The following is a 23079-nucleotide window of genomic DNA, read 5'->3' on the forward strand; positions in this document are numbered from 1 at the left end:
TTGAGACCGCGTTCCTACTCCCAGGTCAGATTTCCAGCATCAGTGCGCGGTGATCGGAAACCTCGGGCTCGGCCACGATCTCGAAATTACGCACAGCCGCGGTGGACGAGACCAGAACATAGCTGGCATGACGTATCGGTTTGGTGTAGCTCGATGACCGGGTATCGGCGTTGCCGACGAGGTCGACCATCCCGTGTTCCCTCAGCACGTGGAACGTCGTGCTCGACGGAAGGAGATTAAGATCGCCGCAGAGAACTGCGACATCACTTGTGCCACAGGCTTCTTCAACGATCACCGCTAGTCTGCGGGCCTGCTCGGCGCGGGCGGGGGTGTCCTGTTTACCCGCCGGATCTCGAAGGCCGTGCAGCTGGATTACGGAGACTGTCTTCCCACCGAGACGGTCTCGGACTGTCACCGTGAGTGCTGAGCGAGGTCGGTCCTCGACATCCCAGTCCGTGTAGTCGACGAACTGCGAGTGCACGAATCGGGCGTCGAGCCCGATAACGGGAATGTCGTCTCGAACCCATGTTGCGATGCCGAAGTCCTGTCGCAGCCGAACGCCTTCGTCGTCGGTCACCGGACCTGCGTCGTTCGCAACGAAATATGGGGTGTATCCGGGCAGTGCGGAGGACACGTCATCGAAGAGGTTCAACCGTTGCGGGAGCGTCCTCTCACCGTCGGCGAAGGTAGCCCATCCCGACCTCTGTGGAGTGCGCGTAACTTCTTGCAAGCAGACGATGTCTGCATCGACGGCGCGCAGCCAGGGTAAGAGCTCGTCGTACATCGCTCCACCCCAAGCGTTGACCGACACCACTCTCACAGACCAAAAGTACCCCAGCGGGTGGTCGAAGCGAATCGAAAATTTGCGCAGCAACTCTTGACTGCACTTTTCAACTATGTACTCTGGCTAACGACAATGGTCGTGTGCATCTCGTTTTCGTCGTCCCGTCCGAATGAATCTGCTTCTGATGTCGGAGGATCCATGCAGACAGTTTTCTGGGCACCGCGTTTTGCGGCTGTGTATTTCCTCGCGGCTCTCGCGTCGCTGGTCCTGTTCACTACCATCGGCGCGAACATGGCGATAGCGGCACCGCTGATCCTGGCCCTCGTAGGGATGGGAGTAGCGGTGTTGATTCGTGCTCGCACAGTTCGCTCGTGACGCGTTCCTGAAGCCGGCTCACGGCACGGGGCCGGCACCACACGATTACGCGGCGTCCTTTTTCGGTGGCGGTTCGTGAGTCGTTCGGCGCGGTAACTCAGCAGCGGACTCCTCGACGTCGGCTCGGCGAATCCCACGGCCGACCCACACGGCGACAACTGCGCCGATCAGTAACCACACGGCGACGATGCCGACAGCCCACCACATGAGCCGCATTCGTAGCCGAGCGCTGGTTGGATAGGTGTGAGTTTCGGCCGAAGTCGTAGCGCTCGCGGCGACGTTCACCCGAACCGCAGCTGCGCCATTCCGGCGGTCATCGGCTCCGTTGTTGGATTCATGGCGACCGAGGTCGCGACGACTCCATACGGCCAGACAGTGGGCTGAGGGTTTACGCTCGCTGACCCGAAAGAGGAACTAGACAAACGTTATGCGCCCGCAGTGGCACCAGTAAGTTCGAGGATCAATGCGCTGATCCGGGTGGTCATCGGGCCGCCCCAGCTAGTGGAATGGCCATGACATTCCGGTTGACGGTTGGTGCATAACGCTGAGAAATGCTCCTCCTCGTGTGGCCCGCAGAGATGGGTTGGTCGTGTGCAAGGCTTTCGCAGCGCGCGTGCACGTGTCATCTGTGCCACGATCGAGCCGCGAAGAGGTGCCCCGCCCCAAACGTTCGTCGACGAGGAATGCCCACCATGAAGATTGCTCGACTCGGTGTTGTCAGTGGACTGTTCACCGCCCTGGCTCTCGCGTTCACTGCGACGTCCACCGGCACCGCAACCGCAGCGCCACTTCCGGTCGTCGGCCCCGGTAGTGGTTTCGTCACCACCGGTGGCCTCGACGACCTCACCGTCTGTTCCATCGCGGCCGTCGGCTACGACGACGCGGGCCGACTCGTCGCCCTCACCGCCGGCCACTGCATCCTTCGATCGGGACTCCCCGTCACGCTCGTCGGATCGCCCGCGGCCCCGGTCGGCACTACCGCCGTCGGACATTGGGGGCCGGATTACGGCGTCATCGTTCTGGACCCCACCAAGGTGACACCCGTCAATAGCCTCGGCGGAATCACCGTCACCGACATCGGTACCGCATCGGTGGGGCAGCCTGTCTGCAAGACCGGGCTCGGCAGCGGAGTGACCTGCGGAAGCATCGTCGACGCGCGCGGCAGCGACCTGATGTCCGACGCGCTCACTGTCTGGTCCGACTCCGGTGGACCTCTGGTCGTCGGCACCACCCTCGTCGGCATCACGAGCCACGCCTCCGGGGTGCCGCTGCTCAGTCCCACCGCGTACGCGTCGGCAGCGGAATCCGTTCGGCTGCTGAATCAATCGGGAGAGCCGGGAGCCGGCTTCCGCCCAGTGTGAGCCGGGGTGGCCGGCCGATCGCTGCGCGTAACAGAGCGGAGTGAACTACCGTCCGATAGGTGGACTTGGGAAAAACCGGATTCGGAGATCGAATCAACAGGCTGTTGACGCACCATGCCGACAAGGCCGGCGAGTCCCTCAACACCTACGCACGTCGGGCAATCATCACTCGGCTCGTCACCGAACTCGAACGAGAGTCCTCACCGGAAGTGGCCGCCGTGCTCGCGGACGCCCGCAGTTTCGAATACGAGAACATCGAGTTGTCCGATCCCGATTCGACGTCACTTCCGCAGACGTACCTGCAGATCGGCGACGTCGACCGTCTCGCCGCCGTACGAGCTACGGGCATGATCGGCAGTTCTCGTGACGAGCAGTTCGACAAATTGGCCCGAATGACACTGCGAGCCATGGGAGCACAGGGTGCGTCGATCTCGTTCGTCGACGATCACACGCAATTCATCAAAGCCAGCGTCGGAACATCGGGAACGGCAGCGCAGCCACAGACCGTAGCGGTGGAACGGTCGGCATGCCGTGTCGTGGTGGAAACCGGCGAAACGCTGGTGGCGCAGGACATTCGAGAGCACGCGCTATTGAGGGATCACGCGACTGCGGATCTGATCGCCTACATGGCAGCGCCGATCAAGTCCGACGCTGGGTTCACCGTCGGAATGCTGGATGTGTGGGACTACCGGCCACGTAAATGGACGTCCGGCCACGTGAATACCCTCGAAGACATTGCCTGGCTCATTCAACAGCGAATTCGTTGACAGCAGCGCTGTTTCGCCAGTGACAATGCTTGCGTTGCACGCCGGATAAAGGCGAAGGGTGATATGTCTTCGGTGTACGAAATGTCGACTGCCGAAGAGCAACTCTGTTCGTACGATCCTCACCGTTCTTCTCGACGCGCTCGCCGCCGCCATCGACGCGCTCGCCGCCGCCATCGGCGTAGCCGAAGGCGTCCAGTGGCGCTCCGGTAGCGTCTCTGCGTTGTGGTGGTACCCATGGTTGTTCGTGCCCGCGGTCCTGGTGCTGCTCGCGTCGAGAAAGCTCTACCGACGTGGGCTTCGACGAAACTTCATCGATGAAATCGGCCCGGTTCAATCCGCCGTCGCTTTCGCGACCCTGATCACGCTCGCCCTGATCCTGGCCATCGAGACTGCCTATCGCCCAGGTGCGGTCATGGTCCGTGTGTGGCTGTGCGCAGCGGTTGCGCTCGCCATCGCGTGTCTGGCACGGGCGTAAGGGCAGCGCTGGCTTCGCGCGAAACACCATGCGAGTGCACCGACTGTCATCGTCGGTAGTGGTCCCGTCACAGAGCAACTGGCGCGCAGAATGAAGGAGTCCTCCGAATACGGGATGGATCTCGTCGGGACAGTCGACTCTTCGTCCGACGTCGACCCCTGTGTGCAACAGGGGATTTCGTATCTGGGACCGCTGACCGACCTGACTCGAATACTCCGAGCGCATCGGGTGGAAGAGGTGGTGATCGCGTTCGCGTCGGCTCCGCACGAACAAATAGTCGACGCGATTCGTGCGTCACAGCATGCCGGTGCCCGCGTCTGGCTCGTACCCCGCATGTTCGACACCGTCGGAATGCACGCGCGCATAGAGCATCTGGGCGGGTTGCCCCTGATGGTGCTGCGGCATGTCGATCCGAGGGGGTGGCAGTTCGTCCTCAAGGGCGCGCTGGACCGCGTCACTGCGGGACTGGCTCTGCTGCTGCTGTCGCCGGTGTTCCTCGTGCTCACCGTGCTGGTACGGGCGAGTTCCCCCGGGCCCATCTTTTTCGCGCAAGAACGAATCGGCCGAGACGGAGTTCCGTTCGACTGCTTGAAGTTCCGATCCATGCGGCCACCACGTGACTCCGATGCGGACTTCGTCCGGACCGAGGGAGCGGCACCCGGCGGTGTGGAAGGCGTGGATCGACGCACCAGGATCGGCAAGATCATGCGGCAGACCTCGCTCGACGAGCTGCCGCAGCTCATCAATGTGCTGCGCGGCGACATGAGCCTGGTCGGTCCCCGTCCCGAGCGGCCGGAGTACGTCGATCTGTTCGCAGCGCAGATCAGACGCTACGGAGAGCGACATCGCGTCAAAGCAGGTCTCACCGGATGGGCTCAGGTGAACGGACTACGCGGTCAGACCCCCATCGCGGATCGTGCGGAATGGGACAACTACTACATCGAGAACTGGTCCCTCCGGCTCGATATCAAGATCGTCTTTCTGACGTGCATCGCCGTGCTCAAGAGGTCGGAAGACTGACCGACGCGTCCGTCATCGGCCTTTCGCCGCGCGTACGCGTGCGGCCTCGCGGACCGCGCCGACATTCGCCTTGCCCTGCCGCGATCCGGCGAGCTTGGCGGCGATGTGATCGCGTACCGACACCGGCTCGTAGGCCAGACCGGAATCCGCGTCGAGGTGCGACGGCAACGTGGAGATCACGGCGTCGACATTGCCGTCGTGGAAGAACGCCGCCGACCGCCGACGCACGATGGTGCCGTCGACGACGGGTGGCTTGACGCGATGCAGAGTGGACAGCCACCGGTCGTTGGTCAATCGCGCAGTGAGGTCTCCCAGGTTCACCAACAGCGCTCCGTCACGAGGAGCGACGTCGTGCCACGCGCGGTCGGTACCCAGCACCTGAAGACCGGCCACCTGGTCGGCCCACAACACCGTCACGATCCCGAAATCGGTGTGCTCGCCCATCCCGGTGAGGTCACCGTCGAGGGTGGCCATGCCCTCGGGCAGGGCCTAGTTGTTCATCCGCAGCACGTCGATCGAGTGGTCGGTGAGCGTGTCGAAGAAGTCGACCGGTAGCTCGAGTGCCGCAGCGAAGATTCCGGTGAGAGTGCGGGCAACCCGAGACGCCTCGGCGAAATACCGGTCGACGTCGCGTTGGAAATCAGGCAGCTCGTCGGGCCACACGTTGATTCCGTAATCCGACTCGTCCAGATCGAGGGCGTCGAAGGATCGCGCTTCGACCCCGACGTTGAACGCCTCGAAAAAGTCGTTCATCCGCGACGCCGACTCGACTCCCACACTGAGACTCAATGATTCGCTCTTCGGCGGGCTGTATCCACGATTCGCGTCGGGTATCCGGTACTCGTTCTTGGTCGCAAGCGGCAAAGCGAAGAACGAGTCGATGGATCGCGCCAGGCCGTCGAGCACATCGTCTCCGATGCCGTGCCCGATGATCTGCATGAATCCGGAACGGGTGCAGGCATCGTCGATCTCGGCCACCACACGAGCTCGTGCCCCCGCATCGGCCGTACTGCCCGAGACGAAGGGGCCGATGTCTATCGTGGGGATCTCGAACTCGTCTGCACGGTGATCGGACATCGGCGTTCACACTCCTGTAGTCCTGGCTGCTGAGCCGACAATTTACCGCCTCAGCACGCACTTTCGCGCGTCGATGCCTCGGCAGCGAGCCGGCGTGGATCGTTCTCGGGCAGTGACTCGATGAGCACGCGACGCGGATGCGACGACGGTCCCGTGATCAGATACTTCTGACCGGGTCGCACTCGGGCGGCCTCTGCGACCATATCCGGATCGGTCGGCAGCGCCGTATCGTTCTCTCGCAGAGCGTCGTTCTCGCGCAGTGCGTCGTTCTCTCGCAGTGCGTCGGCGACGATGCGGCGTGGGTCGTACTGCTTGAGGTCCAACGACTCCCACTCGCTGCGGCGCAGCGGGACGCCCATCTCGGCCTCCGCTGTGCTGCGGGTGCTGTCGACGAAGTGCCGCAGCGTGCGCACCGCACGTCCTAGTCGGTGGGCGTAGCCGGGCAGTCTCTGCGGGCCGAGGACGAACCCCGCAATGATCGCGACGAGGAACAATTTCTCGAATGTCAGGCCGAACATGATGAATTCTCCTGTGCAGTAGCACGTCTGGACGATCGTCTGTCGTGTATCTCGGTGATCGCGAGAGCCGCGCCGAACAGGGTGACCATCGGCAGCGCGACGAGGAACATGGACAGCACGTCTGCCGCGGGGGTGACCAGTGCGCTGAACAGGGCGATCGCCACCACGCTGACACGCCAACTGCTGCGTAGCGTGTGCGCAGAGACGATGCCGAGGCAGTTCAGCATCACCAACACTGCCGGCAGGACGAAGGCGATACCGGTTGCCAGCACGATCTTCATGACGAAATCCACGTAGTACGACGCGTTGAGGATGGTGCTGTCCTCGTCGGAGGAGAAGCCCGCGAGCACGCTCACCATACGAGGGAAGATGGTGAACCCGAACGCGCAGCCGGCGACGAACAGTGGGGTGGCGGCCGCAGAGAAGCCGAGAACGTACTTCTTCTCGCGACGGGTCAATCCTGGAGTGAGGTAGGCGAAGATCTCCCGCAACCACACCGGACTCGACACGATGACGCCGGTGAAGAGGGCGATCCGCAGCTGGAGATCGAATGCGCCCGTGACGGTCTCGAAATTGAGGCTGGCCTGGCGGGACAGCGCGAGTTCCTCGACGGGGCCACGGAGGATGTCGAGAATTCCATCGGAGGTAGCAAAGCCGATCACGACGCCGACGAGCAGCGACACCGCCGCACGGATCGCACGGCGACGTGCCTCGCGCATGTGCCCGGCAAGGGGCATCGCACCCCGTACAGCGGTGGCGGCGGTCATGAGGCGTGTCGGTACGGAACCGGGACCGAGACGTCGTCGGGCGTCGCCGATGTCTTCGCTTTGTCTTCACGCACTTCGTCTTTGAGAATGCGCATCGACTGGCCCACACCCTTGGCGAGCGAGGGGAGTTTGGTCGATCCGAACACGAGCAGAACGATGGCGAGAACGACGAGGGCGTGCCATCCAGTGAGGTTGTGCAACATGATGTTTCCTTCGGTGGGTAGTGTCGGGGAGAGTCAGTTGGTGGGAGCGGTTCCGGCAGGTCCGCCGGCCGGGGGTGTGCCGCCCATCGGCGGTTGTCCGCCCCCGCCACCTGCACCGCCGCCGGAAGGCGCTGCGCTCATGGCGGGTTCGGTGGTGGTGTCGATCGCGACTGCCAGCGAGCCGACATAGCCGCTCGTGGGGTCGCCGGTGAAGGTGCCCATCTCCAGGTCGTAGCCGTCGCCGAACACGTTGTCGTTGTCGAGACTGCCGAGCTGGGCCAGGTTGGTCGAGGAGCCCGGATAGGTGTCGAGCTGGTAGATGTCGTTCAGGATCTCCTGCGGAAAGGCGACCTGCGACGTGGCAATTGCGTTCTCGGCGTTGGTTGCCGACGCTGCGTCGGGGTAGACCTCGAAGTGCATGTGCGTCCAGCGGCCGGAGTAGCAGCCGGGCACGATCGTGTCGAAGGTGGCGCTCCCGCTCGCATCGGCCGTCTGCACACCGCGCAGGTACGTCTCGTCCTCGGCACCCTCGGAGTACATCGAGTACTTGCCGTTCGCGTCGCACTGCCACAGGTACACCGCTGCCCCCTCGAAGGGGCGGTTGTCGTTTGCCATGTCGGTGAGGGTGAACGTGAACGACAGTGGCACACCGCTGACCGTGGTGCCACCGTCGAGGCTCGACGTCACGTCGCGGCGAACGATTCCCGATTCTTCGAGAACGTTGACGCCGTTGGTGCCGTCGGCGGGATACGGGCCGTTGGTCTCCTGCGGAATCTCGCTCGTGGCCGAGGCGGTGGTCGCCGTCGTGGATGCAGCTGTCGTGGTGGTACTTCCGGCGTTCGACGTACTCGAGCACGCCGCGAGGGCAAGTGCTCCGGCACCGGCTCCGACGATGCTCAGAACGCGGCGGCGGGTCAACAGGGTGGTGATGTCGAACGCGGCACCCTGATCGACCACCTCCTCGTCGGGACGGTCGAGCAGTCGACCTTCGTACGCGGGTCCGTCGGGGGTGTTCGTGGGTTCGGGAATGCGAGGCATCGCGCTGTGTCTCCTTCGATGTGGCACTGGATGTTCGGTAGTGCCAATACTCTGCGGAGATCCGGGGAGAACCCTGGGCTCCGGCTGGGAGGTTCCTGGGAGCCCGATTCGCGGTTCAAGCAAGCTAAGGCTAACCTCTAGTCACTACCCCGACATACAGGACTTTTCATGACTCATCGTGTACTGACCAGCCTCGCTGCCGCGGTGCTCACCTCGCTCGCCCTGGTGAGCTGCAGCTCGTCCGATGCCGACGACGCTTCCGCCTCCGCCGCGTCGTCCACCGACTCGTTTCCGTTGACCGTGCAGCACCTGTACGGCGAGACCACCCTCGACGCCGTGCCGGAGCGGGTTGCCACGTGGGGCTTCGGCACCACCGACGCCGTGCTCGCACTGGGCGTGGTGCCGGTGGCCATGCCGTCGGCCGAATACGGCGGCGGGGACGACTTGATCTATCCGTGGATCTCCGACGCCATCGACGCGAGCGGTGGCCCCGCTCCGACGTTGCTGGACAACGTGACCGACGCATTGACGGTCGAGAAGGTGCTCGCCGCCGACCCCGACGTTCTGCTCGCCCCGCATTCGGGTCTGACCCAGGCCGAGTACGACGCGGTGACCGACGCCGGAATTCCCGTCATCGCCCCGCCGGAAGAACTGTGGTCTACGCCGTGGCGCGACGTCATCACCACCACGGGCGACGTGCTGGGCGTGCCGGACCGGGCTCGCGATCTCGTGGCCGATTTGGACAAGCAGGTGACCGATGCAGGCTCGCAACACCCCGAGTTCGAGGGCCGCACAATCGCTTACGTGTCCGAGGCCGCAGACGTCTACTACCTGCTGCTGCCGTCCGACCCGCGAGTGGAGTTGCTCGAAAATCTCGGCTTCACCTCGGACCCGTCGGTGACGGCCCTGGCGAGCGGCGACTCGACGTTCTCGACCACTGTCTCGGCGGAGAACATCTCGAAAATCGACGCCGACGTGGTGTTCACTCAGGTCGATACCGACGCTGCACTGGCCGAATTCACGGGTTCACCGGTGACGCGGCAGATCCCGGCCGTCGCCGGGGGAGCAGTGGCAGGATTCGTCGGCCAGGAAGCCGGGGCCGCAGTAGGCCCGACGGCACTGTCGATTCCGTACTTCCTGCCGACCCTCGTCGACGGACTCGCTCGGGCTACCGCGGTAGCCGGGAGCTGACGCGGCAGCGATGCGGGTAGGGATTTGGTTTGGCGGCGTGGGGATTCCCCCCATGACACCGACTCCTCAAGGGCGTTCTCGGCGAACATGTTTGACGCCGTACAGATTTTCGTCCGCGCGGGCGAGGATGTCCGAGACAGACTCCTGCGGATCCGTGGACTGAGCTGTTCCGACGCTGGCGTAGGGCAACGACTCGGCGGTGATCCGGGCGAACTCGTCGACCACGTCACGGCTGTGCCCTGTCAGGAGCGCCGCGAACTCGTCACCGCCCAGACGTGCGATCACGGCGTCGGAGGGAGCTGCGCGGGTCCAGGACTGCGCCAGATCGATCAGCAATTCGTCACCCGCACGATGTCCGCCCGAATCGTTGACGGCCTTGAAATTGTCCACGTCGACGATCACCACCGCGACCGGGAGCTCCGCAGTCCTGCTGCCTGCCACCTCCGCCGCGGCCATCTCCCATCCCGCCCGGTTGAACACTCCGGTCAGAGGATCGGTGCACGACGCCACGATGAGAGCCTTGGTCACCACACCGAACGCCTCGCCTGCGGCAATCACCGCGACGCCGAAGATCAGGTACGAAATCGGATACATCGGAGCAGGAGAAGCCCACACCGCCGACAGCACACTCGCCACGAGCACGCCGACCAGCACTCTGCCGGGTCCGTCCCGATGGAACGCACGGATGTACATCGCCAGAAACATCGCCGCGATCAGACACTGGCTCTGTGCCGCCGCGAGCCGATGGAACGCCATCACCGCGGGTGTCGCCACCATCGCCGCGGCCAGGGCAAGCCGAAGCGCCACCGCGGTACCGGGTCGAACCCACAGCACCACCACGCCGGCCGCTCCCAGACCGACAGCTACGACACCACCGGTGACATCGGACGTCACCCGGTCGCCGTGAGGGAGCAACGTCAAGATCACCCCTACTGCATAGAGACCGGTTGTGGCCAGCAGAAAGTACATCAACAGCCGCGTCCGTAGACCCGCCGTACCGTGCACCGAACTCGGATGCGGAACGTGAGGGAACGAGGGCATGGCCAATACCCTGCCAGGGCGCACGGCACCTGTCTCGACCACGACCCCGCCGTTCCGTTGCCTGCGATGATTTTCGCAACGTACGAGCTCATCGGCAGCGGTGAATGCCGCCACAGCGTGCCCGCTTTTTCGGCTGATCGTGTTGCTGGTGCAGGAAAAGTACGGGGCGGTCCGGTAACGCCAGCGGGTAGGCGGCGATGATGAGCTGTGTCCCCACGGCGAAACAGGCAGCCGGCGAGCGCGGGGTCGGTGGTGATCGACTCGCGTCGCCGCGTTCTGTCGTCCCTTCTCGCTGTACAGCTGGTGCTCTATTCGGCCGCGTTCATCGCATCCTGGGCCGACACGAACGGTGCCGGGGCTGCGGGTGAGATGTGGGCCGCAGTGGTCGCTGCGGTGGGATTCGTCGCGATACTGTCTCGTCGACCCGGCCCGGTGCGGCAGGGGATCGCCATTGCCTGTGCGGCATTGGCTCCAGCGCTGACGATGCTGACCCATGAGAATCTCGCTGCCCAGGTGTGGGCGTTGATTCCCGCGATGTTTCTGGCGCTCTACCTGCGTGCGACGTACCCCGTCGTCGTGGCACGGGTCCTGTGCGTCGCGTTGGCCTTGCTGTCGGCCACGGCGCTGCTGCTCGCGCCCGCACCGGCACCGATGCTGTGGGGCGCGCTCTACGTCGTGTGCATTCTCGCCGCCGCCGAGGTGTTCGGCGCTCTCGGTGCCGCCCTGATCGCAGGCGCTCTCCGTGACCCGCTCACCGGGGTGTTCAACCGCGCCGGTGCCGTCGACGCGGCGACGAATCTCGCTGCCCGAGCGGCTCGTCGATCGGAAAACATCGCCGCGATCGTGTTCGATGTCGACCACTTCAAAGCGGTCAACGACAGGGACGGCCACGCTGCGGGCGACCGCATTCTCATCGGGCTCGCCGACACACTGACCGAGAAAGTACCGGCCGGAAGTGTGATCGCCCGGCTCGGCGGCGACGAGTTCATCGTCCTCGTCGCCGGACTCGACACGGCGCAGATCGACACTCTCGCGCAGGAACTCGTCGACGGGCATGTCGTCTCGGTAACGTACGGTATCGCCGTCGGTTCCCCTGGACCCGACGTACTCGAGGCGCTGACCCAGGTTGCCGACGCCGACATGTACCGCCGAAAGATGCTGCGCCGCAGCCGCTGACAGTGCTCGGTCAGGGCAGGATGGAATCGACGTAACCGCCGTCGACCCGCAGAGCGCCACCGGTGGTGGCCGACGCCTGATCCGAGCTCAAGTAGACGATCATGTTGCCGACTTCCTCGGGCTCGATCAGCCTGCCTATCAACGAGTTCGGGCGATGATTCTTCATGAACGTCGCCTGAGCCTCGTCCCACGGGAGGTCGTCGCCGACGAGCTCGGCCACGAAATCCTCCACCCCGCCGGTATGGGTGGGGCCGACGATGACAGAATTGACCGTAACTCCGGTCCCGGCAGCAGCTTTGGCGAATCCGCGACTCACGGCCAGCAACGCGGTCTTGGTCATGCCGTAGTGGATCATCTCCTCGGGAATGACCACGGCGGAGTCGCTACAGATGTTCTGCACTCGACCCCAGCCGAATTCCATCATCCCGGGCAGGTAGGTGCGGATCAGGCGGACGGCCGAGAGCACGTTGACCTCGAAGTAGCGACGCCATTCGTCGTCGTCGATCTCGAGGGCGGGCTTGGATCCGAAGATGCCGAGGTTGTTGACGAGGATGTCGACCGCGGGGACGCGCGCGGTGAGTTGCTCGACGCCCTCGGCGGTGGCGAGGTCGGCGGCGACGCCGATGACACGCGCGCCCGGAACGGTGTCGAGTATCTGCTGCTCGGCTGTGTCCACGGTGGCCTGTGAACGCCCGTTGATCACCACGCGGGCACCCGACCGTGCGAGCGCTGTAGCGATCGCCAAGCCGATTCCCTGCGTGGAGCCGGACACCAGGGCAGTACGTCCGTCGAGTTCGATGTGCATGGATCCTCCTCGTCGTGTTCGTTGTGAGCCTACGCCGTTATAGCGCGTATGCAACTAATTTGGGATTAGCACTCTCGGGCGTCGGGTGCCAAAATGGAGAGGCATACTTTCGTGCACCAAACCCCAGCTCAGCGAGCCTGAGGAAGGAGAGAACAGTGACAGTGACATCCCCTGATTTCGACGCTCACGACATGGATGACGTGCCGCCGCGGTGGTGGAATCGACATATTCGCACCCGGACGCAGGTGACCGAGATTGCCGTGATGTTCGGCGCTCTGTCGATTGTGTCGTTCTGGGCCGCCGGCCTCGGCATCGCAGCCGGCCTGATCGCCATCGCGTCTGCGCTGTGGGCGGATCGAAGCCCGGATCTCTCCGCGGCGCGCGCCGAACGCAGCGATACCGCGCTCGCCATCGGCACCGGAGCGGTCGGCGTTCTCATCGGTCTCGGCTTCCTGTTGATGGTGCTGCCGCACTGGTGAGGTAAGGATTCGTGGCGAGAGCCGGTCGACGACGCGTCGGCCGGCTCTCGTCGTCTTCGGCAACATTTCGGTAAGTATCTGCGACGGTCCGTTGCACTAACGGGATATATATGTGACGCTCTGTAGCGTAAAGATTGTTCGGGACGCAGGCGGAAGGACCACCATGACTGCAGTCGACGACGCACGAACGCACTACCGAGACACCTTGCACTCCTTGTCGACGGCATCGGTGCATCAGCACTTCGACGCTTTCCTCGACATTCCCTGGGACGAGCCCGAATACGCGATCGTTCCCAACGATCCCCGGTGGGTACTCCCGGACGAGGATCCTCTCGGTCACACCGATTGGTACAAGTCGCTTCCCCTGGATCGGCAGATCCACATCGGCATGTATCGCCAGGCCAGCATGGTCAAGGTAGGCCTGCAGTTCGAGCAGATCCTCATCAGCGGCCTCATGCAGTACGCCCTGACGCTGCCCAACGACTCACCGGAATTCCGGTACTCGACGCACGAGGCCACCGAAGAGTGCCACCACACCCAGATGTTCCAGGAGCTGGTGAACCGCATCGGCATCGACGTGCCGGGTGGACCCGGATGGTTCCGCAAGATCGTGCCGATGCTCACGGTGCTCGCCAGCCGCTCGGCACCGTTCGGATTCTTCGTCGGCGTCCTCGCGGGCGAAGAGCCGATCGACCACATGCAGAAGGGCGTTCTGCGCGGAGGCTCAGTCGGCCACCCGTTGGTCCAGCGCGTCATGCAGATCCACATCGCCGAGGAAGCGCGCCACATCGGCTTCGCGCATCAGTACCTGCGTTACAAGGCACCTCGTCTCGGTCCCTTCGAGAAGGCGTCGATCTCGATCCTGACGCCCGTCATCATGCGGCTGCTGTGCGACGTCATCATGAAGCCGAGCAAGCAGATGCGACGCGAACTCCACATCCCCGACGAGGTAGTGGATGCCGTGTGGTGGAACAGCGAATCGTCACGAAAGGCATTGCGCGACACCTTCGGTGACGTCCGCATGCTCGCCGGTGAACTGGGACTGATGAACCGCGTCTCCAAGCGCGTGTGGCGCGCCCTCGGTATCGACGGACGACCGTCGCGCTACCGCAGTGAGCCCTCGTTCGGCTGAGCTGTCTGGGGGCCGGTGACAGATTCGAGAGGGACTTGGGGTATCGCGATTCCGCGGGATGCCCCAAGCCCTTTGACCTGCAGCCAGATGGTGTCGGCCAGGAACGTCGCGAAATGATCCAGGCCGGTGCGTGATTCGGTTTGTGCGCTCCAGCTGCGCACCGCGCCCATGCAGCCGGAGACCAGGCCCGCGACCCACGGCCGCACCAGCGACCAATCCTCCGGTGACAGATCCGCATTCACCAACGCGAGGAACGCCGCGACGCTGACCTCCAGCTGCTCGGCGAGCAGGGCATTGGTCTCCTCGAGCGGACTGGGCGACTCGGCACTGACGTCCTGCTCCACGAACCGCGTCCACGCGGGATGCTCGGCGACCCAGCGGACGTACGTACTCACCACCCGATGCACCACATCGCGTGGAGTGCCGGTCAACGCGAACGAGGCGACCAGCGCAGCGCTCAACTGCTTGCAGATGGCACGCTGAATCGCGGTGTCGAGATCGGTGCGATCGTTGAAATAGCGGTAGAGGCCGGTGCGATGAACGCCCGCCTCGGCCGAGATCTGTGCAGTGGTCAGCCGCTCCCCGGGAGCGATGTCACGGGCCAGTACCGTCATCGCGGCCTCGATGATGTGGCGTCGACGATCGGTGTTGTGCTGTTCCCACCGCCGCTTGCGGCCATCGGCCTTCGGTCGTGCGCCACCGTCACTCATGCTGCATGGTCTCATGTTCCACGGGCTGCTGTGGGCGCGTTGGGGTTCGGAGGTCACTCGTGCGGGGGTTCACCGGTGACCTTGTGGTCGGCAAAATTGAGGCCCTCACGCACCAGCCGAGCGAGGTGCCCGTCGGCGAGGTTGTAGATGACGTTGCGCCCGTCGCGGCGAGTCTCGACCAGACCGGTGAACCGGAGCTTGGCCAGATGTTGGCTGACGGCAGTGCGGGACGTGCCGGTGGCCGCGGTGAGCTCGCTGACGTCGGCGGGGCCGCGATCGAGTAGCCAGAGTATGTGCAGCCGAGTGGGATCGGACAGCATCCGGAACGTGTCGGTTGCCGTCGCCAGTCGCGCGGAGTCGGGTTGTGCCTCGTGATGGAGACTGATGCGCTGTTCCTTCTTCGGTGGCATCGAGGTGTCTCCTTTGTGGACGGCGTCTCCTCATGCGGAGGCGGCGACCGGGGTTCGGGAGCGACTCCACAGGCGTGCTGCGGACAGTGCCGCAAGTGTAGCCAAGGCCGTGAGCACCGTCGCCGCGGCGAGCAGTCCGAACTGGGCACCGACCCAACCGGCCAACGGATACGTGAGCAGAAACGCCGCGTGGGACAGGGAGAACTGAGCGGCGAAGATCGAGGTTCGGCTGTGTTCGTCCGACTCTCGGCGCAAGATCCTCGCCGACGGCGTGTTGATCAGCGAGGTGCCGATACCCAGGATCGACCACGTGATCGCCAGAGCGGTCCATGCGGTCGGCCCGCCGCCGAGGGTGGCGACGAGTGCTGCGGCTGCGGTGCCGACGACAGCGACGGCGGCACCGGCGAGCATGAGGCGATGGTCGGAGATCCGCTCGAGGGCTCTCGGAACGAGCAGCGCCGCCGCCATCGACCCCGCACCGAAACAGCCGAGGGCGACGGCCAATTGGGTGCTCGAACCGCCGAACAGATCACGAACGTAGACAACGGTATTGACGAGTACGAGAGCCGTGGCTGCGGCGACTACGATGTTCAGCGCAAGCAGACCCTGGAGTTCCCGCTGCCGGACGAACGTCGCTATGCCGTCGAGCGGTTTCTTGTGTTGTGGTGCAACGTATCTGGGAAGGGCTGTGCCGACCACCACCACTGCGGAGACGACGAACCCCACCGCCGTCCCAACGAACAGGGTGTGGAAGGTGACGACCGTCAGCAGTGCGGCGGCGATCAGCGGGCTCACCAGGGACTCGAGGTCGTAGGCCAGGCGGGAGAGCGTGAGCGCGCGGGTGTACTGCTGTGCGTCCGGCACGACGGACGGGATGATGGCCTGAAAGGTGGGTGTGAACGTGGCCGACGCCGCCTGCAGCACGAATATCAGGACGTAGACCTGCCACACCTGATCGACGAAGGGGAGCGCCAGCGCGGTGAGCGCTCGGACGAGGTCCGCGGCGACGAGGACGAGCTTGCGCGGCACTGTGCCGGTCAGTGACGAAACAATCGGCGCAACAACCACATACGAGATCATCTTGATCGCCAATGCGGTGCCGAGGACGGCTCCGGCGGCGCTGCCGGCGATGTCGTAGGCCAGGAGCCCGAGCGCCACCGTCAGCAACCCGGTGCCCACGAGCGCGACCACCTGTGCGGTGAACAGGCGTCGGAAAATGTGATTGTGCCGAAGCATGCGTTCACTGTACATATGCGTGCGCACTTGCGCACTCGTTTGTTTTATTGAAGATGCACCGACGAACGCCCCACGATAGGGCTATTTTCTGTAGCGTTGTCGGTTGTCGGCTCAACGAATATCCAGGGGTGGTCAATGGCCGATCAGCGCACGTATCCAGTGGGGCAACTGGCACGCGCCATCGACCAGCTGCCGTCGATGATCGGCTACTGGGACAGCTCGGAGCGCAACGTCTTCGCCAACAAGGTCTATGCCGACTACTTCGGCATCGAGCCGGCGCGCCTGGTCGGTATGCACATCAGCGAGCTCCTCGGTGAGGGACTGTACGAACTGAACAAGCCCTACATCTCGGGAGCGCTCGCCGGCGAGCAGCAACAGTTCGACCGCACACTCATCGACGTCAACGGCGTCGTACGCGTCACCCAGGCCACCTACGTCCCCGATATCGTCGACGGCGGCGTCGTCGGATTCACGGCAATGGTCGTCGACGTCAGCGCCCGTGCCGAGGCAGAACGCGAACGCGACCGCGCCGTCCGCCTCTTCCAGATCGCCATGGAGTACGCGCCCATCGGTAAAGCGCTACTGACGATCGACGGCCGCTGGCTGCAAGTGAACAAAGCACTGTGCGATCTCCTCGGATACACCTCGGAAGAACTGCTGCAGAAGACCTTTCGAGACCTGACGCATCCCGACGACATCGCGATGGCAGACGAACACCTCACCGAATTGGCCGATGGGACCCTCACCAGCGTGGCTTCTGAAAAGCGATACGTCCGCAAGGACGGAGCCACGATGTGGGTCCAGCGGAACGCCACCGTGGTGCGAGACAACGACGGCGACGACATCATCATCGCCCAGATCCAGGACATCACCGCCCGGAAGGAAGCCGAGGCGGCACTCGAGCGCCAACTGTTGATCGACGACCTGACCGGCCTGGCCAATCGCCGACGGTTGATGGCAGAACTTCAGGCCCTCAAGGAAGCCGCCGACGAAAACCCGGTCGGAATCCTGTTCGTCGACGTCGACTCCTTCAAATCCGTCAACGATCGATACGGCCACGCAGTAGGCGACCGACTGCTCGCCGCCATCGGAGCCCGCATCCGCGCCAACCTCCGCGCCGGAGACATCGCCTGCCGCACCGGAGGCGACGAATTCGTCGCTCTGCTGCGTAGCTCCCGATCGGCCGACAGCGTCGAACGCCTCGCCGCACGAGTGCGGATGCTACTGGCCGGCCCGTACCTCATCGACGGTGTTCCGGTACCCGCATCGGTCAGCGTCGGATGGAGCTGGGACAAGCCCGTCAGCCCGGAGAAGTTACTGCACATCGCGGACGAACGCATGTACTCGTCGAAACGACGCTGACCCATTCGACCGGCTCCCCATTGCGGACGCCTCCCCATGGCGGATCAATGTGGCTTGCAGTCGCTTGGAGTGCAACAAAGTCGCATTGATCCGTCGGCAGAGGGGTGAGCGGGGAGGTGGGGAGGTGGGGAGGTGCGGACCGGATTGTTCGCGTCTGCGTCGTCTGCACGGCGGGCGACCGGCCCGAAGGGTGCGGACTACGCGAGCACCACTTCGACGCCACTGTCACGGAAGGCCTCGATCTGCTCCGGCGCGGCATCGGAATCGGTGATGAGCGTGGTGCCCGGCGGAATCGGGGCCCAGGCGTGAAAGGGCTTCTGGCCGAGCTTGGTCGAATGCGCCAGGATGTACGTCGTCGTGGCACGTTCCATCATCAACTCCTTGAGTTGAGTCTGCTCGTAACCCGCTTCGCAGATCCCGAAATCGGCGGCGACGGCGTCGGCACCGAGGAACGCCCGATCGAAGGACACTCGTCGCAGCGACGCCTCGGCGAGAGGACCGACGAAACCCTGGCTCAGGTGCCGTAATGTGCCGCCGATGCACTCGACGTGCACCTCGTCGGCGTCGGCCAACGCCTCGAGCGCCGTCAATCCAGCCGCGATGACGGTGAGGTCGACGGCGTGACGCAGATACTCCGCCATGGCACCGACCGTCGTTCCAGCGTCGAGCAGGACGGTTTCCCCGGGCTGCACGTACTCCGCGGCCTTGGCCGCGATGAGCCGCTTGGCCTCGTATCCCTCGAGGGAGCGTTGCTTCACCGACGCCTCGTGACGGCTGCCGATGGCAATCGCCCCGCCGTAGGTGCGGGCCAGAAGTCCCTGCTTGGTGAGGTGATCGAGATCGCGCCTGATGGTCGAGGCCGTCACTTGGAACAATGACGACAGCTCGTCGACGCTGGTGAGGCCACCGGACTTGGCCAGCCGGACGATCTCGCCGCGCCGCGCTTCCGATGCTCGCACCTACTACCCCCTCGTCAGCCCAGTAATGCTGGGCTCGTTGCCAATTCGGCGGCCTGCCGCAGGGCTTCGACCATGCTACCGGCCTCGGCGATGCCCTTACCTGCAATATCGAACGCAGTGCCGTGATCGACGGAGGTGCGGATGACAGGCAGGCCGACGGTGATGTTGACGCCTGCCTCGATTCCGAGCACCTTGACCGGGCCATGACCCTGGTCGTGGTACATCGCGACGATCAAGTCGTAATCGCCTCGGCCGGCCAGGAAGAACGCGGTGTCGGCGGGCAGCGGGCCCACCGCATCGATGCCGTCGGCCTTCAACTTCTCGACGGCAGGCACGATCTTGAGGTCCTCCTCGCCGTAGCCGAACAAGCCGTTCTCGCCGGCATGCGGATTGATACCACACACACCGATTTTCGGGTTCGGAGTGCCCGAGCGGACGAGGGCCTCGTGTCCGCGTCGGATCGTTCGCTCGACGAGTCCCGGCTCGATCTTCGCGACGGCGTCGAGCAGACCGATGTGCGTGGTGACGTGAATGACCTTGAGCTTGGGCGTGGACAACATCATCGACACCTCCTCGGTGCCGGTCAGGTGTGCCAGCAGCTCGGTGTGGCCCGGGAAGATGTGCCCGGCGGCGTGCAAGGCCTCCTTGTTGAGCGGGGCGGTGCAGATGGCCTGGACTTCACCTCCCACGGCGAGTTCGCTCGCAACGCGGATGTAGTGGAACGCGGCGTCGCCTGCCACGGCCGACAACTGCCCCCACTGGAGGTCGTCGGGAAGCAGGCCGAGATCGATCACGTTGATGCGCCGCGGGCTGAACTGTGCGGCATCGACGGTGTCGATCGTGACGATGTCGACGTCCACCCCGAGAACCTGAGCGGCCAGGCGCAGCCGCGGCGCATCGCCGATGACGACAGGCTTGCACCGCTCGAGCGTTGCCGGATCGATCATGGCGGGCACGATGACCTCGGGGCCGATGCCGGCGCCGTCGCCCATGGTTACCGCGATGTACGGCCGAAGTGCTGTGGTCATGTCAAAGCCTCACTGTGAGAAGAAGAAAGCGTACGAGCAGTGCCGTGTAGGTACGCGGCCATTGCGACGAGACTGTCCGGGCCGCCGAAGCTCCCGGGGCGGGTGGCGACGTATGCGCCTGCGGGTGTGCGGGATACGACCGCCCCGTGATGGATTTCGGCAACCGGACGAAGGGCGGTGACACCCAGGCCGTCGAGCACCCGGCGGGCGGTTTCCCCGCCGGTGAGTACGAGACTCACCGAGAGCCCGCGAACGGCCTCGGCGACCGTGCCGGCGAGCGCCTGGGATATGTCGGCCGAGCGCGACGCGTCCACCGGCCCCGCCAGGGACAGCACCACCGTTCCGTCGGACAGGGCGCTGCGCACTCTGTCTGCGCAGGCGTGGGTCTGCGGCAACTCGTCGACGTGGACGGCGACGTGCGTTGCACCGGCGTCGACCAACTCCGATACTTGCTGCATCGCAACCGATTCGGCGGTTCCGACGACGACGAGAACCGAATCCTGGGTCACTGCCGCAGCGTCGCGATATCGAGGATCGAGGGTACGCGCCACGGCCGCCGCCAGCGCCGAGGTGCCGACGAGTCGGACACCCGGAATGTTCGCCGACACCGCCACGATGGCGTCGAGGTCTGCATCGGACCGGACGTCGAACACTGCCACTGCGCCGGAATCGACTGCAGCACGAAGTGCTTCGGGGCCGCCCTCGGATGCGACGGCGACAGTAGGGACTCGTCCGAAGAGCTCGGTGATCGAGGACGGAGCCTCGGTAGGCTCCATCGCCCACCGGCCGCTGAGATGCAGTGGAACGCCGTCGATGTGAGGGACGCCGTTCTCGACGGTGCGGCCGAGAGCGGGAAGCCCGGCCGCGAACACGACGGGGCCGGTGGCGAGCAGCGATTCGACCTCGGCGGCAATGTGTCCGCGCAGCATCGAATCGATCTTCTTCACGACCGTGACGTGCGACGGCAGTAGTGCGATGGACTCACGTACGCGGGCCGCGGCCTCGTCGGGGGACATGACTCGGGTGCCGAGATCGACGACGCAGACGTCGGTGTCGGTGCCGTCGTCGATGCTGCCGATGTCGATTCGCAGTGACACGTCACGATCGAGGAACAGTGCGGCAGATTCTGCTGCACCCGACAGGTCGTCGGCGAGAATGGCGATGGCGGGGCGCTGCGGGATGGTCATCGTGCGCTCACCCCTTCGATTCTGCGCTGTGTGCGCACTTCAAGGTAACACTATTGCGTGTTTCACGCAGTTTCATAGCGATGTTCCTGCGCACTGGACGATCGTCTGCCCGGTGATGCTGCGTCCGTGCGGGGACAGCAGGAACGCGACAGTCTCGGCGACTTCCTCCGGATCGATGAAATGGCCCAACGGCGGCGTGATCGGAGGGGAGGAGACGCGTCCGGGATCGTTGAGCATCGGTGTGTCCGTCGGGCCCGGCGCGACGACGTTGACGGTGATTCCGCGCGAGACCAACTCCATGGCCCACGAGCGGGCCATTCCCGTCAACGCGGACTTGGTTGCGACGTACTGGCTCTTGCCTGCCACCCCGGTCATCGTCCTGCTGCCGATCATGACCACTCGACCGCCGTCGACCATTCGAGGTGCCAGCCCGTTCACCAGAATCTCGGCCGCCGCCACGTGCACCCGCCACATCTGCTCGCTGTGCGCGGGATCGAGCGCGCCGAGCCGCCCCGAACGCTGGACTCCCGCGGCATGGACGATCGAATGGGGGTCGGGCAGTCGGTCGACGACGGCAGAGACCGCCGCACTGTCGGCCAGATCCACGCCGATCCACCGATGTGGTCCGTCGTCCTCGAAGCCGGTCGCAGGCCGAGAGCGGCTCAGGCCGGTCACCTGCCAACCGCGCTCGGACAGCGTCCGAGCGATCGATGCACCGATGCCGCTGCTCACTCCGGTCACGACGGCATGCAATGAGGATGTCACCGGCCGTCACCGATCCAGGTCGGCTCGAGCCGAACGTACTTGATGGCCTGGCGAAAATACGTGTACGCAAGGTGAATTCGGCCGTCGGGGCCGTACACGATCGACGGGTACGAGAACTCGCGGTTCGACCCATCCCTGGAGTTGTTCGTCAAGCAGTACCCATCGCCCTCGTCGAGATTGCGCCGAACCGGCCAGGTCACGCCACCGTCGGACGAGAGTGCCAGCGTCATCGGGGCACGCGGTGCGCCCCAGAATGCTGCGCGGTCGTCACCGTCGTCGAGAGGACTCTCGGAGGCGTCGGTGCCCTCGGCCAGTCCGTCGTCGTCGATCTCGTCGTAGAGCGACACGCGGCGGTCGGTGGCGTCGAGCGCGGAGGAGTGGTTGTACACGAGCGCGAGGGTTCCGTCGCCGTGCCCGACGGCCTGAATGGAGGAGTTGTTGTTCGGCAGCTCGGTGGCGACCGGGTCGCTCCATGTCTCGGCGTCGTCGGTCGAGACGCTTCGGTAGATGTGATCGGCCCAGCGGCTGCGGTACAACGCCACCAGCGAACCGTCCTGCTGCACAACGATGTTCATGTGAACGCACCCGACGCTGCCTGGCACGACGACCTCACGCCATGTCGCCCCGTCGTCGTCGGAGATCAGGACCCCGCTGTAGTCGCGATCGCCCACCCACTTGCGTCCGTCGATCTTGACGCAGTGAAAGACCGGCAGCAACAGGCGTCCCGATGCCAGCTGTACGACGGGTTGCCGGACGAACACGCCACCCGCGTCGGTCTCGGGAACCAACACGTGCGTCTCGCCCCACGTCGATCCGCCGTCGGACGAGATGCGACGCAGTACCCGTGCGGTGTCCTGATTGCCGGCGTGCTGAGAAGTCCACAGCAACCAGACCTCACCCGAATCACGAACGAACAGAACGGGGTTCTGCTCGGAACGGGTGCCGTCGTCGGACAGCTGGATCGGGGTGCTCCACTGCAGTTGTTCGGCATCGAGGCGCGAGAACCAGACACTGATGTCGGGAACACCCTCCTGCGTGCCGGCGAACCACACACATGCCAGGGCCCCGTCGGGCAGGATCGCCAGGTTCGCCGCATGATTCTGCACCTGCGGGGCAGGGAGGAACGCGTCGGATCGACCGGGCTCGGACGTCGCACGCAGGGTGCCGTCGGCGAGGAGGTCGCCGGGGGTGAGGAAGCTCGTGTTGCTCATGT

24 protein-coding genes and 2 pseudogenes are annotated in these 23079 nt (G+C 64.6%); 10 read left to right on the forward strand and 16 right to left on the reverse strand.

What is annotated here, in order from left to right:
- Window positions 1–25: 25 nt before the first annotated feature.
- On the reverse strand, window positions 26–820 hold the full coding sequence (locus tag CH285_RS08780; protein ID WP_032389748.1) for an endonuclease/exonuclease/phosphatase family protein: 795 nt from the start codon (window positions 818–820) through the stop codon (window positions 26–28).
- A gap of 162 nt (window positions 821–982) precedes the next feature.
- On the opposite strand from CH285_RS08780, the gene CH285_RS27865 reads away from it, so the two are divergent.
- The 5 genes and pseudogenes from CH285_RS27865 to CH285_RS08795 form a co-directional block, all read left to right on the forward strand.
- Window positions 983–1159, forward strand: coding sequence for a hypothetical protein (locus CH285_RS27865; protein WP_155288527.1), 177 nt, complete (start codon window positions 983–985; stop codon window positions 1157–1159).
- A gap of 692 nt (window positions 1160–1851) precedes the next feature.
- Window positions 1852–2520, forward strand: a complete 669-nt coding sequence (locus CH285_RS08785) for a hypothetical protein (protein ID WP_052060459.1) — start codon at window positions 1852–1854, stop codon at window positions 2518–2520.
- A 59-nt stretch (window positions 2521–2579) separates the two neighbouring features.
- Window positions 2580–3287, forward strand: coding sequence for a GAF domain-containing protein (locus tag CH285_RS08790; RefSeq protein ID WP_094643366.1), 708 nt, complete (start codon window positions 2580–2582; stop codon window positions 3285–3287).
- 58 nt (window positions 3288–3345) lie between these two features.
- Window positions 3346–3762, forward strand: coding sequence for a hypothetical protein (locus tag CH285_RS28300; protein ID WP_255032512.1), 417 nt, complete (start codon window positions 3346–3348; stop codon window positions 3760–3762).
- An 18-nt stretch (window positions 3763–3780) separates the two neighbouring features.
- Window positions 3781–4782: pseudogene (locus CH285_RS08795) on the forward strand (exopolysaccharide biosynthesis polyprenyl glycosylphosphotransferase); the annotation flags it as partial.
- A gap of 12 nt (window positions 4783–4794) precedes the next feature.
- On the opposite strand, the pseudogene CH285_RS08800 reads toward CH285_RS08795, so the two are convergent.
- The 5 genes and pseudogenes from CH285_RS08800 to CH285_RS08820 form a co-directional block, all read right to left on the reverse strand.
- A pseudogene (locus CH285_RS08800) lies at window positions 4795–5859 on the reverse strand (isopenicillin N synthase family dioxygenase).
- A gap of 50 nt (window positions 5860–5909) precedes the next feature.
- The gene (locus CH285_RS08805) at window positions 5910–6377 is read right to left on the reverse strand and encodes a Sec-independent protein translocase subunit TatA/TatB (RefSeq protein ID WP_094643367.1); all 468 of its coding nucleotides are present in this window, start codon (window positions 6375–6377) and stop codon (window positions 5910–5912) included.
- Window positions 6365–7144: a twin-arginine translocase subunit TatC gene (gene tatC / locus CH285_RS08810; protein WP_094643368.1), complete on the reverse strand. Its 780-nt coding sequence runs from the start codon at window positions 7142–7144 to the stop codon at window positions 6365–6367. Before tatC ends, CH285_RS08805 begins: the two co-directional genes overlap by 13 nt.
- A complete protein-coding gene (gene tatA / locus CH285_RS08815) occupies window positions 7141–7347 on the reverse strand; it encodes a twin-arginine translocase TatA/TatE family subunit (protein ID WP_032366957.1) in 207 nt (68 codons plus the stop codon). The genes tatC and tatA overlap by 4 nt, the downstream gene beginning before the upstream one ends.
- A 33-nt stretch (window positions 7348–7380) precedes the next feature.
- Window positions 7381–8385 (reverse strand): dioxygenase family protein, encoded by a 1005-nt coding sequence (locus tag CH285_RS08820; protein ID WP_094643369.1) that lies wholly within the window; start codon window positions 8383–8385, stop codon window positions 7381–7383.
- A gap of 168 nt (window positions 8386–8553) precedes the next feature.
- Here CH285_RS08820 and CH285_RS08825 point away from each other — a divergent pair, with 168 nt between their 5' ends.
- A complete protein-coding gene (locus tag CH285_RS08825; protein WP_094643370.1) occupies window positions 8554–9576 on the forward strand; it encodes an ABC transporter substrate-binding protein in 1023 nt (340 codons plus the stop codon).
- Between the two features lie 66 nt (window positions 9577–9642).
- Here CH285_RS08825 and CH285_RS08830 read toward each other — a convergent pair whose 3' ends face one another.
- Complete coding sequence (locus CH285_RS08830; RefSeq protein ID WP_094643371.1) at window positions 9643–10617, reverse strand: GGDEF domain-containing protein; 975 nt, start codon at window positions 10615–10617, stop codon at window positions 9643–9645.
- 252 nt (window positions 10618–10869) lie between these two features.
- On the opposite strand from CH285_RS08830, the gene CH285_RS08835 reads away from it, so the two are divergent.
- Window positions 10870–11793, forward strand: coding sequence for a GGDEF domain-containing protein (locus CH285_RS08835; protein ID WP_094643372.1), 924 nt, complete (start codon window positions 10870–10872; stop codon window positions 11791–11793).
- Between the two features lie 10 nt (window positions 11794–11803).
- Here the strand turns inward: CH285_RS08835 and CH285_RS08840 are convergent, their stop codons facing one another.
- The gene (locus CH285_RS08840; protein ID WP_032366954.1) at window positions 11804–12598 is read right to left on the reverse strand and encodes an SDR family NAD(P)-dependent oxidoreductase; all 795 of its coding nucleotides are present in this window, start codon (window positions 12596–12598) and stop codon (window positions 11804–11806) included.
- A 155-nt stretch (window positions 12599–12753) separates the two neighbouring features.
- On the opposite strand from CH285_RS08840, the gene CH285_RS08845 reads away from it, so the two are divergent.
- Window positions 12754–13077, forward strand: a complete 324-nt coding sequence (locus tag CH285_RS08845) for a hypothetical protein (RefSeq protein ID WP_141214922.1) — start codon at window positions 12754–12756, stop codon at window positions 13075–13077.
- A 163-nt stretch (window positions 13078–13240) separates the two neighbouring features.
- Window positions 13241–14209 (forward strand): AurF N-oxygenase family protein, encoded by a 969-nt coding sequence (locus CH285_RS08850; protein ID WP_094643374.1) that lies wholly within the window; start codon window positions 13241–13243, stop codon window positions 14207–14209.
- Here CH285_RS08850 and CH285_RS08855 read toward each other — a convergent pair.
- From CH285_RS08855 to CH285_RS08865, 3 genes are read right to left on the reverse strand one after another with little or no spacing between them, the layout of a single operon-like run.
- Window positions 14182–14919, reverse strand: a complete 738-nt coding sequence (locus tag CH285_RS08855; protein WP_052057102.1) for a TetR/AcrR family transcriptional regulator — start codon at window positions 14917–14919, stop codon at window positions 14182–14184. The two genes, CH285_RS08850 and CH285_RS08855, sit on opposite strands and share 28 nt — an antisense overlap.
- 53 nt (window positions 14920–14972) lie before the next feature.
- The gene (locus CH285_RS08860) at window positions 14973–15329 is read right to left on the reverse strand and encodes an ArsR/SmtB family transcription factor (RefSeq protein ID WP_032366952.1); all 357 of its coding nucleotides are present in this window, start codon (window positions 15327–15329) and stop codon (window positions 14973–14975) included.
- A gap of 30 nt (window positions 15330–15359) precedes the next feature.
- On the reverse strand, window positions 15360–16565 hold the full coding sequence (locus CH285_RS08865) for an MFS transporter (protein WP_094643521.1): 1206 nt from the start codon (window positions 16563–16565) through the stop codon (window positions 15360–15362).
- 135 nt (window positions 16566–16700) lie between these two features.
- Here CH285_RS08865 and CH285_RS08870 point away from each other — a divergent pair, with 135 nt between their 5' ends.
- Window positions 16701–17927, forward strand: a complete 1227-nt coding sequence (locus CH285_RS08870) for a sensor domain-containing protein (protein WP_094643375.1) — start codon at window positions 16701–16703, stop codon at window positions 17925–17927.
- A gap of 197 nt (window positions 17928–18124) precedes the next feature.
- Here the strand turns inward: CH285_RS08870 and CH285_RS08875 are convergent, their stop codons facing one another.
- From CH285_RS08875 to CH285_RS08895, 5 genes are all read right to left on the reverse strand, one after another.
- Complete coding sequence (locus CH285_RS08875; RefSeq protein ID WP_027495522.1) at window positions 18125–18886, reverse strand: DeoR/GlpR family DNA-binding transcription regulator; 762 nt, start codon at window positions 18884–18886, stop codon at window positions 18125–18127.
- A gap of 14 nt (window positions 18887–18900) precedes the next feature.
- Window positions 18901–19914, reverse strand: a complete 1014-nt coding sequence (gene pdxA, locus CH285_RS28305; RefSeq protein ID WP_094643376.1) for a 4-hydroxythreonine-4-phosphate dehydrogenase PdxA — start codon at window positions 19912–19914, stop codon at window positions 18901–18903.
- Window positions 19911–21101, reverse strand: coding sequence for a four-carbon acid sugar kinase family protein (locus tag CH285_RS28310; RefSeq protein WP_094643377.1), 1191 nt, complete (start codon window positions 21099–21101; stop codon window positions 19911–19913). Before CH285_RS28310 ends, pdxA begins: the two co-directional genes overlap by 4 nt.
- A gap of 72 nt (window positions 21102–21173) precedes the next feature.
- Window positions 21174–21866: an SDR family NAD(P)-dependent oxidoreductase gene (locus CH285_RS08890; RefSeq protein WP_094643378.1), complete on the reverse strand. Its 693-nt coding sequence runs from the start codon at window positions 21864–21866 to the stop codon at window positions 21174–21176.
- Window positions 21863–23077, reverse strand: coding sequence for a sialidase family protein (locus CH285_RS08895; protein ID WP_094643379.1), 1215 nt, complete (start codon window positions 23075–23077; stop codon window positions 21863–21865). Before CH285_RS08895 ends, CH285_RS08890 begins: the two co-directional genes overlap by 4 nt.
- Between the last annotated feature and the right edge of the window lie 2 nt (window positions 23078–23079).

It is taken from the genome of Rhodococcus sp. 05-2256-B1 (genome assembly GCF_002258465.1).
Classification (GTDB): domain Bacteria; phylum Actinomycetota; class Actinomycetes; order Mycobacteriales; family Mycobacteriaceae; genus Rhodococcoides; species Rhodococcoides fascians.